Source organism: Pyrobaculum neutrophilum V24Sta (assembly GCF_000019805.1).
Taxonomy (GTDB): Archaea; Thermoproteota; Thermoprotei; order Thermoproteales; family Thermoproteaceae; genus Pyrobaculum; species Pyrobaculum neutrophilum.
Window position 1 is genome coordinate 367,152 of sequence record NC_010525.1, and the last position, 13,895, is coordinate 381,046.

The following is a 13,895-nucleotide window of genomic DNA, read 5'->3' on the forward strand; positions in this document are numbered from 1 at the left end:
ACTGTATTTTTTTAACTCTCATCACTTCTACCCATGCTTGCGGTGCCTAAGCTGAATTCTGTTACGCTCCACTATTTTGAAAACTGTGTAGGGTGCGCCGCATGTGCCCCCTCCTGCCCCTATTTCTACGTAGATGAGCGGTACAGCCCTGTGGAGAAGGCTGAGTTCTTGAGGGAGATGCTCAGAGCTAGGTATACGCTATCGGGTAGGCTTTTCGGCCGCCTCGTCGGCGCGAGGATGCCAAAGAGCGAGGACGAGATGTGGAAGATCCTGGAGTTTGCCTATAGGTGTACCAACTGCGGCCACTGCTATGTGACATGTCCCTTCGGCATAGACAGCGGAGCGATGGTGCGCCTCCTGAAGCAGACGCTGTATTCTGCCGGGGTAGCGCCGACTTTGATGAAGCAGTTTGCGGGCTTCGAGGGGAGCGGCCAGTATCTACAGCACCCGTCGGTCAAGGGCGTGTGGGATGCCTTCATGGCCGAGGCCGCTAAGCTGGGCGCGCCGGTGGACAAGAAGGGGGCGCGGGTCCTCCTCATGGTTTCGTTTATGGACGTGGTGCTGATGAGGGACACGGTGTTGAACACCATAAAGATCTTGAAGAGGGTGGGCGAGGATTTCACGATCCCGTCGCGGCCGCTGGGCGTGAGGCCGCCCATTGGGGCTGTGGTGGGAGACCCGGCGGCGCAGAGGGCGGCGGTGGAAGATGTGGTGAAGTACGCGGAGTCTATCTCGCCGCAGATCCTCGTCACGATAGACGGGGGCTTCGTATACCCCAACCTCAGGTTCGAGGCTACAAACCTGCTGAGGAGGAAGTTCAGCTTCAAGGTTTACCACGTCACGGAGCTCCTCGCCGAGTACCTCAGGGAGGGCAAGCTGAAGCTCAAGAAGACGGGGGCCAAGGTGACCTGGCACGACCCGTGCCAGCTGGGGAGGAGGGCCGGCGTGTTTGAGGAGCCGAGGGAGGTGCTGGAGGCGTTTACCGACTACCGCGATCTTCCTCACAACAGAGCTAACAGCCTTTGTTGTGGCGGCGGAGATGGCATAAACTGTCTCACGAAGGAGATGCACATGGCCATGGGCAAGCTCCTGGGGATGGACATATGGGGGATGTTGAGCGCCCGGGAGAAGGAATTTGTAGAGAAGAGTGAAGATGCCTATAAGAAGGCCATAAGGAGGAAGATGGACGACGTGAGGAAGAGCGGTGCGGAGGTTGTCGTCACCGCTTGCCCAGTCGGTATAGAAACTATTAGGTTAGGCACACAGCTCTACGGCGTAAATGCCAAGGTAGTACACATCGTAGACCTAGTCGCCGAGGCCCTGGAGTAATGCCCTTAATTTTTCACAGTTGAGAAAACTAGATTTTTTAAAGCCCCCTTCGAATTGTCCTATGTCTACGGTAAAGATCTGGATTGACCCCATTACGCGTATTGAGGGACATCTAGCTTTATACGCCGAGATAAACTCGGCCAGCAGAGCTGTGCAGACGGCTAGAACTACCGTCATGATGTTCCGCGGGTTCGAGGTCTTCCTAAGGGGGAGGCCACCCGAGGACGCTCCCCACATAGTTTCTCGTACATGTGGCGTCTGCGGCGCGGCCCACGCCAACGCGTCTGTGAGGGCATGCGACGTAGCCGCCGGAATGACGCCGTATCCCATGGGAAACGTGTTGAGGACTCTGGCCTACGCCATGACCGACTACACCTACGACCACCCGCTGATTTTGAACATGTTGGAGGGGCCGGACTACAGCGAGGCTATCGTCAGCAAGCTGACGCCGTCGGTGTGGAAGATCGCCCAGGAGACGCCGGCTCAGTACTCCGCCATTCACGGATACCGGACGATTGCAGATATCATGAAGGATCTGAACCCCATCACCGGCAGGATATGGCAGTTGACTGTGAAGTACCAGAGGATCGCGAGGGAGGCCGGCGTCTTGATCTACGGCAGACACTCCCACCCGTCTACGTTGATTCCGGCGGGCATTTCGACGGACATCTCCAATCTGCCGTCTCTCATCCAGGAGTACTATGCGAGGCTTTCGCAACTTACCGCCTGGGTTAAGTTCGTCTGGGCTATCTGGCAGGACCTCTACGAGTTCTACCGCGACCACGTAACTACGCCGGATGGTAAGCCCTACGCCACTACCCAAGGCAAGACCCACGACCCGCCGGTGATGCTCGCCGGCGGTTTTGCAGACGACCCCGAGGTGTACAGCAACATAACCGACGAGGCGAAGGGCGACTGGAGGGAGCTCTACGCGAGGCTTGACCAGGCCTACAACGCGAGGGGGGAGAAGCCGGGCTTCGCCATCGGCCACGATATATACAGCAAGAACCCGACGGAGATCCAGCTCGGCTATGTGGAGTTCGCCGACTCTTCCTTCTACGAGGACTGGGTGAAGAGCAACGTGGCGCCGCCCACCGGCTGGATAAAGGAGGACCCCATCGGCCGGCCGTTGGTAAATGGAACAGAGCTCTTCAAGTACCACATGTGGAATAGGACCACTATCCCGAAGCCCGGCGCCATCAACTTCGCTGAGAAGTATAGCTGGGCGGCTGAGCCTAGGCTTGTGCTTAAGGACGGCCGCATCGCGCCTATTGAGACCGGCCCCATCTCGCAACTGTGGCTTGACACGCTACACGCCACGAAGTTTGAGCTGGCCGGCTTCAAGGCCTGGGAGTCCAACGGTAGCCAGATGAAGATCTATCTCCCCGGCGGGACCGAGGCGCCCGACCTGCCGCCCGGCACCAAGGACGAGCTCGTCATTACGTGGAATCTGCCCAAGTACTCAACGACGTTTGAACGTCTGCTGGCCCGCGCGGTTCACCTCGCCGTGGTGAACGCCATCGCTTGGGCCAACCTGCTGTATAGCCTACAGCTGGTGAACGCCGGCAAGATACAGACCTCTAGGCCGTGGAGCTACGGCAAGTGGCCCGACTTCAGCTACAGCTTCGGCTGGTGGCAGGTGCCGCGTGGCAACTGTATGCACTGGCTCGTGCAGAAGGGCGGGAGGATCGTGAACTACCAGTACGAGGCTCCGACGACGCCTAACGTCAGCCCGTCTAATAACCGCTGTACTGACCCGTGGAAGGGCCAGTGCGCCGGGCCCTTCGAGATGTCTGTAAGGAACAGCGTGGTGACGGAGGAGCTTCCGCCTGACCAGTGGACTGGCCTCGACCAGGTGAGGGCAATCAGGAGCTTCGACCCATGTCTCGCCTGTGCGGTGCACTTCGAGGCCAAGGGCGAAGGGGGCAGAGTTATGAACGTGATTGAGAAGGTGATCTGGAATGCCTGCGCCATTTAATGCTGTTGGTTGTTGGGTTGGGCAACGTAGTCTACGGGGACGACGGCTTTGGTAGCTGTCTGGCGCAAGCCCTCTCCCAGTACAACGATTTTGTTTTTGACGGGAACGCCCACGGCATTGGGGTTTTGGGGACTTTAGCCGACTACGACGTCTTGGTCTTCCTCGACATAGACGTGAGGCTTCCGCCGGGGGCTGTGGCCGTCGAGAGGATAGAGGGCTCTCTTACCCTTAGGGAGACTAGGCTTGTGGATGCCCACAGGGCGCCGCCTTCTCTCCTGGTGGGCTACCTTAGGGCGATGGGGCGGGACCCGAAGGCCTACCTGATCGCGGTGGGGCCTAAGACTCTTGACCCGCTTTCTCCGCCGTCTCAGGAGGTGATTAAGGCGGTGTCTACGGCGGTTGAGGAGCTGAGGAAGTTGCTGGGGCAGTTCGGCGTAGATTTGAAGGTCGGGGGGGACGTGGTGGAAGAGTTTAAAAACTGCTACCGGAGAGCTCTGAAGTATGAGCGAGTTTAGGGAGCTGGGGAGGGCGCTTGGCCTTTTGAAGAGGGAGCTCCTCGGCCCCGTGGAGGAGGCGTTGAAGCCTGTGGAGGACTTGGCGTCTTTTCTCACGAGGCCTGTGGAGGAGGCCTTCAGGGAGGCGGTTGGAGATGTGCTGTATAGGCAGCTGACCAACCTGGGGGAGGCGCGGCGGCTAGAGGCCGGTGTGGACCCGGCGAAGTTGCTCGAGGCCGTGAAGCGGCAGCTGGGGGTGGTATGACGTTTAGGATGGACGACGGGATTTCGCCTAGGGATCTGAAGATTGAGGCCATACTGGAGGGGCTGAGGGGGATTAGGAAGATGTATCTCGAGTGCGTGTCGCGGGGGAAGCCGGCTGTGTGTTACGCCAAGGCGGCTGGGGAGCTCATCTCCATGTTTGGCTCCCTTATGCCTAACGTGTGGCACGACCAGGAGCTTAGGTTCTACATACTGAGGGGGGCCGACGGGGCGCTTCTCTTCTACGACGCCGAGGCGGATAGATACGCCCTTGTGGACATCGGCAAGGCCGTGTCGTCGGTGCTGGGCCATGGTTAAGAGGATCTCCATCGTCCTCGACGACGATCTGTACAAGGAGATGGAGAGGCTGATGACGGAGCTCGGCGAGGTCAACCGCTCCCGCTTCATCGCCTCCGTCATCGCCGAGAAGATCGGCGAGGCCTCTAAAACGCCTGTGGCCTCCCTCGTGGTCATCGTCTACGACCACGAGGTGGGGGACGTGGCGAAGCACTTGACTGAGGTTCAGCACGACTTCAACGACGTGATTAGGGTGACCACACACGTGCATCTAGACGAAAGGAACTGTATGGAGGTTATCCACGCAGTGGGCGAGGGCCAGAGGATTAGGGAGCTGACCTCCCGGATTTCCAGGATAGGGAGGGGTATCCGCTTCTTAAAGGTTATCAACGTCCCGAAGGAGGCGCTGTAATACTTTAATAGACCAGACGTTTTTTACCTATGCATGAGTGGTCTCTCGCGCTTTCGGTTGTCCAAACGGTGGACAGGTGGGCTAGGGAGCACAACGCCGAGGTGAAGAGGGTTGTCCTCTCGGTGCCGGTGGTATCGCAGCTGGACCTCTCCATCTTGCGGGAGGCTTTCGACATGTTGAAGATGGATTCTAGGCTGGAGAAGGCTACCCTAGACGTAAAGGTGAGGTCTCCAAGGTACAGATGTAGGGCGTGTGGATACGTATTCGGCCACGAGGAGGTCTCGTCCCAGATCGAGGCGCTGGTTGGGAAATATGGGGAGGAGTACCCGCTCCACCTCGTTCCCGAGCTTCTGCCGGCCTTTGTTAAATGCCCCAGGTGCGGCTCCCACGACATCGAGGCGGATCTCGCAATACAGGTGGAGGAGATAGAGACGATATGAGGCCCCTGCTGGAGAGGGCTAGGGACAACCTCCGCGGCAGGGAGGTGGTGGCTGTGATGAGCGGGAAGGGCGGCGTCGGCAAGTCCACCGTGGCGGCTCTCCTGGCTGTGGGGAGGGGCAACACGGCGCTGGTCGATCTGGACATATTCGGCATGTCTACGCCGAGGCTCTTCGGCGTGGTTGGGAGGCTACACGAGGTGGAGAAGGAGGGGATTAGGCCTTTCGAGGTGGGGGGAGTTAAGCTGTTTAGCCTCGGCGGTGTGGTTGGAGATAGGTATGTGGTTCTTCCGGGGGCTAACGAGGGCGGCGTGGTGGAGGCCATCCTCGCCTTCGCGGACCTCCGCGGCGTTGATAGGGTTGTGGTGGACATGCCGCCGGGCATGGGCGAGGCCCTCCTGGCGCTTGAGAGGGTGGCCAGGTTCAAGCCTGTGCTTGTGTCTACGCCCTCCGCCATGTCTGTAAAGGTGGTGTCTCACCTGGCTGAGTACCTCGTGGAGAGGGGGGCGAAGCCGGCTGCCCTCGTGTTAAACATGGCCTATGTGGAGTGCGGCGGGGGTAGGGTGTACCCATTCGGCAGAGGAGATGATGCGAGGCGGCTGGCGGAGCGGCTGGGGGCGGCCTTGGTGGAGCTCCCCATAGACCCGGAGCTGGAGAGCTACGTTGGGAGAATCGGCGAATATAGGGGGCCCGCGTATAGGGAGCTCCTCAAGGCGGGGCTGTGAGCTACGGCGCCTCCTACTACTTCTGGGCCATATACGGCACGGAGATAGACGTACCAGCTTTCTTAAACAAGCTGGTCGGCCTCGGCTACGAGGTTGGGAAGGCGTACTACAGGTCGGGCTCGGTCCAGGTGGAGCCCCTCCCGGGGGGCCACGCCGCGAGGAGGGTGTACGAGGAGGGGGAGGTGAGGGTTTATGTGGACACGGCTAGGTGGGCGGTTGGAGTATCCGGCGAGGGGTACCACCTCACGGCGAGGGGAGTAGCCGACGTCTCAAGGGCGTTTATGGAGCTGTCTTTCCCCGAGCCTCCCCGCGCAGAGTTCCACGTGTCTCTGGGCTTCTCCGGGGAGAACTGCAGGAGGGGGGTGGTGAAGATAGCCGACCTGGAGATGGCCGTCGACGGCTTTGTGCTTACGGCGGGGTCGCCTCAGGGGGGCGAGGGGGTCTACGCCGCCGTAAACCCCGCGGGGGGCGGGAGGTACATACTCTACGTCGTGGTGGGGGGCGGCTGGAGCTACGTGGTCACCTATATGAAGAGGATTGGAGATGTTTTAAACGGGATAGTGCAGTACGTAACCTGCAGATAATTATAATTCGCTAGAAATCTTTAAATTCTAGAGTCGGATGTTTCCTATGAAGGCGGGGGACATAGCCAGGAAACCGCCTGTGACGGTCGCCCAGACGGCCTCCATAAGAGAGGCGGCGAAGCTCATGGCCGAGGCGAGGGTTGGGCTTGTGGTGGTGGTGGACCCGGGGGACCCGGGGCGTATACTTGGCGTCGTGAGCGAGCGGGATGTGATAAGGGCGGTGGCCTCCGGCCTAGACCTATCGCGTCCGGTGAGAGACGTCATGTCCTCTCCTGTGGTCGCCGTAGATGCTGAGGAGCCGGTGCAGAACGCGGCTAGGGCTATGCGGAACCACAACGTGAGACATGTGGTTGTGACAAGAGGCGGCCGCCTATACGGCGTTATCTCCATCAGGGATCTAATCGCTGAGCAGGACGTGTTAAAAAGCCTGGTTGAGGCCGCGGAGCCCGTGGAGAACCTACCCGCGGCTGACTAGCCGTAGAGGGCCCTCAGCACGTCTCTAATCGAGACGACGCCCCTCAGCTCCCCGAACTTGTTCACAACGATGAGGTGTCTAATGTTGTACTTCAGCATGAGCTCGGCCGCCTTCCCCACCGGCTCGTCTTCGTCTATCGTGATGAGGTCGGTAGAGGCGAAGGCCTCGACGGGGGTGGAGAGGGGCATGTGCATGCTGATTGCCCTCACGACGTCGCGCTCCGTGATTATCCCCACCGGCTTCTTGGTGTTCTGGGGGTTCACCACCACCAGAGCGCCTATGTTGTTCGTCGCGAGTTTCTCCGCCACCTCCACCAGCGTCTCCGTCGGCAACGCGACGATGGGCTCCTTCTTCACCAAGTCGGCTACTCTTCTGGCGGCGGCCACCATGCCCTATCTCCAAGCGTCTTCAGCGCCCGGTCTTCTACCAGATCTCTGATGGAGAGGACGCCGGCCACCGTCCCGTCTTCGTTTACCACCACTACGTGGCGCACGCCGCGGCTGCGCATGGCCTTGATAGCCGTGTAGATGTCCTCGTCTTTCTTGACCGTTAGGATGTTGCCCACGGTGCCCACCTCCTCCACCTTGGCGTCTAGCGTTCTGCCGGCGGCCACAGCCCTTATGATGTCGCGCTCAGATAGTACCCCCACGGGCCTCCTCGCTTGATCTGCTATCACCACAAGGCCGACGTTGTATTGCGCCATAATTTTGACGGCCTCCCTCAGCGTGGCGCCCGGGGGAACCGTGATAGGCTCCCGCCTTATGTAGTTCCCCACCTTATCCATATATTGTATAATTCCCTACTTTATAAATCTACCCCAGGAACTTTCTAAATTTGCCCATGGCGAGTATGTTAGACTCGTTGCGGTTCATCCTGAGGAGGGATAGGTAGGTGCCGCTGGCTCTGGCGTTTATGCCTAGGTAGTCCATGGCCTCCTGGACGGTCTTGACAAGCTCCTCGGAGGTGTACTTAGCCGCCGTCTGGGGGTCGAAGAACTGGGCGTCGTACTCCCACTCCCTCTTTAGGGTGGGCAACGCCCTGAGGACCACGTCGAGTTGGTCGGACTTGGCCAGCTCCACGACGGTGGGAGCGTCGAGGAATATGGGCGGGAGCCCCATGGCGTACCAGGTGGAGGTGTAGACGATGGCCCTTGGCATGTTCACCACCCTGTCCTCGGCTGTGATGTTTCTGCCGTAGACGGCCCAGCTCACCCTGTCTCTTGTGCCGGGGACGAGCCTCGCCACCTGCACCACCCTCTCTGCGTATTTCACAATGAGGGATCTGTAGGTGGAGGAGGCCTTCGTTATCAGCCCCTCCACCTCGGGCGTATCTATATCTCTGCTGGGTAGGCAACAGGCGTTTAGTATGGACTCCCTCACCCGTGTGTATTCGTCGTACGACGTGTCGTACCTCACCGCGGACTGTATGGTGGCAGTGTAGTAGCCCGCGTACTGGATCACCTCCAGGTGGGAGAGGGTGGGGTTGTTTATGGCGCCTCTAAACGGGGGCGAGCCCATTCCGAGGATCGGGTATATCTTGACGCCCAGCTCCCTCTCCACCGCCTTCACCTTCGAAAGCGTTGCGACTATGGCTAGGGCGGAGGCGATGTGGCCGTGTTTAACGGCGGAGTCGGACTTCCCCAGGAAGAGCCTCAGGTAGCGGGGCGGTTGGGACATCTGCTTGAGCAGGCCTCCGATGAGCTCGTCGGCCTTGAGCTGGGCCACAGCGTCCTCTATAAGCGGTATCAGCTCGGGCGGCTCCAGCTTGACGCCGGTCTCCCTGGTGTAGGCCTCGGTCTTGTGGATAAGCATCCTGTAGACGAGGCCGAGGGTCTCCACGTCCGCCACCATCGGCAAAACCACCCACCTGATGGCCTGCCTACCAGTGAGCTTGGCCGAGAAATAGTTGGCGAGTATGGCAGCCTCCAGCGTCAGCATAGACCTCTCGAACTCCTCCAGCCTGGGGTTGGGCATCCTGGGCGTGAGGTAGAACTTCTCGCCCAGTGGGAGGCCGGAGTCGTGCGCCTTCACCGTGATGTCCTTGGGCTGGGCGTAGGGCGTGGTCTTGCCCTCGTAGTCGATCATGACCTCGTCGCATCCGTATGCTGTATACGCCACGATCGCCTCGTCTACCTCCTCGCTCGCCGTTACCTTAACCGTGGCGTCTGGGTGCTGTGTACACATTAGGCGGGGGATCATTATCTGCGTGATTAACCCTACTTATAAGCGTTACTCCACTTTAAATTCCACAAATTATTATTATAAAAACATTTCAACTGTAAAACTTTAAAACTATGTAAAACACCTCTGGCATGAAGGCGGCTGTGCTAAACCAGTACAACAAGCCGCTGGAGGTTGAGGATCTCGACGTCGAGAGGCCGCGGGAGGGGGAGGCGCTTGTGAGGATAAAGACGGCGGGGGTCTGCCACAGCGACCTCTACGTGCTGGAGGGGGCCACCCCCGTGCCCACCCCGGTGGTCCCCGGCCACGAGGCCGTGGGCGTGGTGGAGGAGGTGGGACCGGGGGTCAAGAGCCTGCAACCGGGCGACTGGGTGGTGACGAGCTTTGTCTGGCCCTGCGGCCGCTGTAGAAACTGCGTAAGGGGGAGGGAGAACCTCTGCGAGACCTTCGCCCAGGTTAGGCTAAAGGGGACGCTTCTAGACGGCACTACAAGGCTTAGGAAGAGGAGCGGCGAGGAGGTGAGGGCGTTCCTCGGCGGCACGTGGGCCGAGGCGTCGGTGGTGCCCGCCACGGCGGTGGCTAAGCTCCCCGAGGGGCTTAGGGGGAGGCAGGAGCTCGCCATGTTGGGTTGCGCCTTCTTGACGGCGTACGGCGCCGTGGTGAACTCCGGCTCCGTCTCTCCCGGCGACACCGTTGTGGTGGTGGGGACCGGGGGCGTGGGGCTCTCGGCGGTGCAGGTGGCCAAGGCCGTGGGGGCGAGGGTCATCGCCGTAGGCCGCAACCCCGACAAGCTGAAGGTGGCTGCGGAGCTGGGGGCGGAGGTGGTGAACACGAGGGAGGGGGACCCGGTGAAGGCCGTGAGAGATCTGACGGAGGGCAGGGGGGCAGACGTCGTGGTGGAGGCCGTCGGCAACGACGACACGATACAGATGGCCGTGGACATGGCCGCGCTCGGCGGGAGGGTGGTGCTGGTGGGCCTCATGCCGGTTGGCCACAAAACCCCCCTGGGCCTCGCCAGGGTGGTGCGTGGGGGGATCCAGATAGTGGGGAGCTACGGCGCTAGGCCGAGGGTAGATCTGCCGGCTGTTGTAGACATGGTGAAGAGGGGTCTTCTAAAGCCGGAAAAGCTGGCCGGCCCCACCTACAGGCTGGAGGAGATAAACCAGGCGGTGGAGGCGTTGAGAAGCGGCAAAGCCATAAGGCCTCTAGTCGTACCCTAACGGCCGGCCCCCATGGGGCCTACCCTTTTTAACAGCCGCTGGGAAAGGCGTTGACGTAATAGATAAAGGCTTTTTCAAAAACGTGTTAAAGACGTTTGGCGGTGTTTAGCCGAGTTTTTTCCTTAGCTCCTCCAGGGCCTCCTCGTCTTCTAGGGTGCTTAGGTCGCCTACGGGTTGCCCGGTGGCCATGGCCCTCAGCACCCTCCTCATGACTTTGCCTGTCCTGGTCTTGGGGAGCTTATCCAGTATCGCGACTTTTCCAATGACCGCCACGGGGCCGAGGGAGTTCCTGAGGTGTTTAACCACCTCCTCCTCCGTGATTTTCATGCCTTGTTTGGGCACCACGAAGACCCCCAGCACCTCGCCTCTGACCTCGTCTGGCACGCCCACCACGGCGGCTTCGGCTACGGCGGGGTGGCTGGTGAGTATGTCCTCCACCTCCCTGGTGGAGAGCCTGTGGCCGGCCACCTTTATCACGTCGTCGGAGCGGCCCATTATGTGGAGGTGGCCGTCTTGGTCTATGTAGCCGAGGTCGCCGGTGTAGTAGTAGCCTGGGAAGCGGGACCAGTAGGACTTGACGTATCTCTCCGGGTCGCGCCACAGGGTGTGTAGGAAGGCGGGGGGCAGCGGAGGCTTGGCCACCACGTGTCCCTTGGCGCCGGGCGGAAGCGGCTTCCCATCGTCGTCTAGGATCTGCAGGTTGAGGGTGGGGTAGGGCATGCCCACCGAGCCGTATTTGTAGCGGAAGCCGCCTAGGTTCATGGAGCCGGGGGCTGTGACGAAGCAGGCGGTCTCGGTCTGGCCCCATATGTCGGCTATCTGACAGTCGGGCCTCCCCCTACATACCTCCCGCCTCATCCAGTTGTAGGCCTCCTCGTTGAGGACCTCGCCGGTGGGGTAGAGGGCCATTATGCTGTCTAGCTTGTACCTCCTGGGCCACTCGTCGCCGTATTTCATCAACAGCCTGATGGCGGTGGGGGAGAACAACATGTGGGTGACCTTGTAGGTGTCGGCGATCTCCCACCAGATGCCGGGGTGGGGGTAGTCGGGGGCGTCTTCATACCAGAGGACGGTCAGGCCGTTGAGGAGGGGGCCGTGGACGCCGTAGTGGTGGCCGGAGATCCAGCCTATGTCTGCTGTGGAGAAGAAGACTATGTCCTCTCTGAAGTCCCTCTCGGCTCCGGTGAGGTGGTTGAAGGCGTACCAGATCCACACCATGTACTGGCCGTGTAGGTGGAGTATGCCCTTCGGCTTGCCGGTTGTGCCGGAGGTGTACAGTATGAAGAGCGGCGCCTCCCCGGGCACCCACTCGGGCTCTATGTAGGTGTTTGGGGGGATCTTGGCTATCTCCTCCTGCCACCAGAGGTCTCTGCCCTGCTTCATGGGGACCTCGACCCCCGTGTGTTTGTACACCACCGTGAATATGTCGTTGCCCACTATCTTCAGCGCCTCGTCTACCGTGGGCTTCAGGGGGATCACCCTGCCGCGCCTCCTCATGCCGTCTGCGGTTATCACCACCTTGGCCTCGGCGTCTTTTATCCTCTCGGCGAGCGCCTGGGGGCCGAAGCCGGAGAAGACCACCGTGTGCACAGCCCCTATTCTGTTCACGGCCAACATCGCCACCATGGCCTCGGGTATCATCGGCATGTATATCGCCACTCTGTCGCCCCGCTCTACGCCGAGGCTCTTCAGAAGCACGGCGAAGCGGTTGACCTCCCTGTAGAGGTCCCAGTACCTGAGCACCCTGGTGGCGCCGTCTGCCGAGACCCAGATCAACGCCGCCTTGTTGGCCCTCCCGCCTTTAACGTGCCTATCTAGGGCGTTGTAGGAGATGTTGGTCTTGCCGCCTACGAACCACCTGTAGAAGGGGGGGTTGGAGTCGTCGTAGGTCTTCTCCCACCTCTCCCTCCAGTACAGCCTCTCCGCCTGCTTCTCCCAGAAGCCGATGGGGTCCTCCAGCGACTTCCTGTATACCTCTACGAACTCCGCGGACATATCAAAGCCCGAAGACGAGGAACTTGGGCTCTGTGTAGTATATCATGGTCGACCTCACGCCCTCTCTCCAGCCGAAGCCCGACATCTTAACGCCGCCGTAGGGAAGGGCATCGAACCTCACCCTGGTGCTCTCGTTTATCATGACCGCCCCCGCCTTTATGCCTCTCGCCACCCTAAGCGCCTTCCTGTAGTCCGAGGTGAAGACGGCCGACTGTAGGCCGTACTGGGTGGCGTTGGCGAGGCGGACGGCCTCCTCCTCCCCCTCGAAGGGCACCACGGGCAGAACCGGCCCGAAGACCTCCTCCCTAAGCGCCTTAGCCTCGGCGTCGCCGTCGAAGAGGAGGACGGTGGGCTCGTAGAAGTAGCCCCTCCTGTTCATTCTCCTGCCCCCCGCCGCCAGCTTAGCGCCTTTCTCAAGGGCGTCTTTCACTACGCCGTCCATGGCCTTCACTATCTTCTCGGAGATGAGGGGCCCCATGTCCGTGCTGTAGTCCATGGGGTCGCCCACCCTTATGGCTTTCACATAGCCGAGGAGGAGCTCCACGAACCTGGGGTAGACCTCCCGCTCCACGAAAACCCTCTTGGTGGCGTTGCAGTTCTGGCCCGCGTTTTCGTACCGGGCTCTGGCGACGATCCTAGCCGCCGCGTCTAAATCGGCGTCTTTAAACACCACGGCCGGGTCGGAGCCCCCTGGCGCTATCATGAACTTCTTCCCCCTGGAGGCGGCCTTAGCCGCCACCTGTAGCCCTACCGCTGTGCTACCGGTGAAGTTTATCCCAGCGACCTTGTCGCTCTGGATAAGCTCGTCGAAGACCTCCTCCCCGCTGCCCACAACCACGTTTACCACCCCCTCGGGCACCCCAGCCCTCTTCATAATCTCCAGGAACTTGAGGGCGGTGAGGGGGGTGTAGGAGGAGGGCTTCACGACGACTGTGTTCCCCGCCGCGATGACGGGGGCCACCTTGTGGGCGAAGGTGGAGGCGGGGTTGTTGTAGCTGAGGGCCCCCCCGACGACGCCCACGGGCTCCCTCACGGCCACCACGAGCCTGTTTTCGTTGCCGATTGGGTACTCGTAGGCGTCTACCCTGGGGGCGGACCCCTCCAGGATCAGTTTGGCCTCCTCCGCGCTGGAGCGGAAGATGTCTATCGCCCTCGTGATCTCCGCCTCCGCATCTCTGATGGGCTTTCCTGACTCCGCCACCAGCGTCTTGAGGAGGTCCTCCCTGGCGGCCTCGGCAAGCTCGGCGGTCTTCAGCAAGACGCGGGTCCTCTTCCTCAGGGGGAGAGCCGACCAGCTGGCGAAGGCGTCCCACGCGGCGTCTATGGCCCTCCTCACGTCTTCTCTCGTGGCTTGTGGGAGCTCGGCGATTGCCTCCTCGGTGGCTGGATTAACCACCACTAGGTTTGTCATATGGCGCCCACCTCTCTTTTTTAAAAAGCTTTTCTACATACAATATATATGAGAATCTTTGTAATTATTTAACATTATGAATATTCTAAAAAGCTTT

At 60.4% G+C, this 13,895-nt stretch carries 16 protein-coding genes; 11 read left to right on the top strand and 5 right to left on the bottom strand.

Annotated elements, in window-relative coordinates; genetic code table 11:
- Window positions 1-33 precede the first annotated feature (33 nt).
- From TNEU_RS02025 to TNEU_RS02070, 10 genes are all read left to right on the top strand, one after another.
- Window positions 34-1,329, top strand: coding sequence for a (Fe-S)-binding protein (locus TNEU_RS02025; RefSeq protein WP_012349774.1), 1,296 nt, complete (start codon window positions 34-36; stop codon window positions 1,327-1,329).
- Window positions 1,330-1,390: 61 nt separating this feature from the next.
- Window positions 1,391-3,307 carry a nickel-dependent hydrogenase large subunit gene (locus TNEU_RS02030; protein ID WP_012349775.1) on the top strand — a complete coding sequence of 639 codons (1,917 nt, stop codon included), beginning with the start codon at window positions 1,391-1,393 and terminating at the stop codon, window positions 3,305-3,307.
- On the top strand, window positions 3,307-3,822 hold the full coding sequence (locus TNEU_RS02035) for a hydrogenase maturation protease (RefSeq protein ID WP_012349776.1): 516 nt from the start codon (window positions 3,307-3,309) through the stop codon (window positions 3,820-3,822). The genes TNEU_RS02030 and TNEU_RS02035 overlap by 1 nt, the downstream gene beginning before the upstream one ends.
- A complete protein-coding gene (locus TNEU_RS02040; protein ID WP_012349777.1) occupies window positions 3,809-4,066 on the top strand; it encodes a hypothetical protein in 258 nt (85 codons plus the stop codon). Before TNEU_RS02035 ends, TNEU_RS02040 begins: the two co-directional genes overlap by 14 nt.
- Window positions 4,063-4,380, top strand: a complete 318-nt coding sequence (locus TNEU_RS02045) for a hypothetical protein (protein ID WP_012349778.1) — start codon at window positions 4,063-4,065, stop codon at window positions 4,378-4,380. The genes TNEU_RS02040 and TNEU_RS02045 overlap by 4 nt, the downstream gene beginning before the upstream one ends.
- Window positions 4,373-4,771 carry a CopG family ribbon-helix-helix protein gene (locus tag TNEU_RS02050; RefSeq protein WP_012349779.1) on the top strand — a complete coding sequence of 133 codons (399 nt, stop codon included), beginning with the start codon at window positions 4,373-4,375 and terminating at the stop codon, window positions 4,769-4,771. The genes TNEU_RS02045 and TNEU_RS02050 overlap by 8 nt, the downstream gene beginning before the upstream one ends.
- Before the next feature lie 29 nt (window positions 4,772-4,800).
- Window positions 4,801-5,211: a hydrogenase maturation nickel metallochaperone HypA/HybF gene (locus TNEU_RS02055; protein ID WP_012349780.1), complete on the top strand. Its 411-nt coding sequence runs from the start codon at window positions 4,801-4,803 to the stop codon at window positions 5,209-5,211.
- The gene (locus TNEU_RS02060) at window positions 5,208-5,933 is read left to right on the top strand and encodes a P-loop NTPase (protein ID WP_012349781.1); all 726 of its coding nucleotides are present in this window, start codon (window positions 5,208-5,210) and stop codon (window positions 5,931-5,933) included. The genes TNEU_RS02055 and TNEU_RS02060 overlap by 4 nt, the downstream gene beginning before the upstream one ends.
- Complete coding sequence (locus TNEU_RS02065; protein ID WP_012349782.1) at window positions 5,930-6,517, top strand: hypothetical protein; 588 nt, start codon at window positions 5,930-5,932, stop codon at window positions 6,515-6,517. Before TNEU_RS02060 ends, TNEU_RS02065 begins: the two co-directional genes overlap by 4 nt.
- Window positions 6,518-6,563: 46 nt before the next feature.
- A complete protein-coding gene (locus TNEU_RS02070; RefSeq protein ID WP_148682278.1) occupies window positions 6,564-6,992 on the top strand; it encodes a CBS domain-containing protein in 429 nt (142 codons plus the stop codon).
- On the opposite strand, the gene TNEU_RS02075 is transcribed toward TNEU_RS02070, so the two are convergent.
- The 3 genes from TNEU_RS02075 to ppcA are packed head-to-tail and all read right to left on the bottom strand — an operon-like array spanning window position 6,989 to window position 9,190.
- On the bottom strand, window positions 6,989-7,381 hold the full coding sequence (locus TNEU_RS02075) for a CBS domain-containing protein (RefSeq protein WP_012349784.1): 393 nt from the start codon (window positions 7,379-7,381) through the stop codon (window positions 6,989-6,991). The two genes, TNEU_RS02070 and TNEU_RS02075, sit on opposite strands and share 4 nt — an antisense overlap.
- A complete protein-coding gene (locus TNEU_RS02080) occupies window positions 7,357-7,776 on the bottom strand; it encodes a CBS domain-containing protein (RefSeq protein WP_012349785.1) in 420 nt (139 codons plus the stop codon). The genes TNEU_RS02075 and TNEU_RS02080 overlap by 25 nt, the downstream gene beginning before the upstream one ends.
- A gap of 28 nt (window positions 7,777-7,804) precedes the next feature.
- Entirely contained in the window at window positions 7,805-9,190 is a 1,386-nt protein-coding gene (ppcA, locus tag TNEU_RS02085; RefSeq protein ID WP_012349786.1) for a phosphoenolpyruvate carboxylase, read from the bottom strand.
- 113 nt (window positions 9,191-9,303) lie between these two features.
- Between ppcA and TNEU_RS02090 the strand changes: the two genes are divergently transcribed.
- On the top strand, window positions 9,304-10,392 hold the full coding sequence (locus tag TNEU_RS02090) for a zinc-binding dehydrogenase (RefSeq protein ID WP_012349787.1): 1,089 nt from the start codon (window positions 9,304-9,306) through the stop codon (window positions 10,390-10,392).
- 105 nt (window positions 10,393-10,497) lie between these two features.
- Here the strand turns inward: TNEU_RS02090 and TNEU_RS02095 are convergent, their stop codons facing one another.
- Window positions 10,498-12,387 carry an acetate--CoA ligase gene (locus tag TNEU_RS02095; protein ID WP_012349788.1) on the bottom strand — a complete coding sequence of 630 codons (1,890 nt, stop codon included), beginning with the start codon at window positions 12,385-12,387 and terminating at the stop codon, window positions 10,498-10,500.
- 1 nt (window position 12,388) lies between these two features.
- Entirely contained in the window at window positions 12,389-13,798 is a 1,410-nt protein-coding gene (locus TNEU_RS02100) for an aldehyde dehydrogenase family protein (protein WP_012349789.1), read from the bottom strand.
- Between the last annotated feature and the right edge of the window lie 97 nt (window positions 13,799-13,895).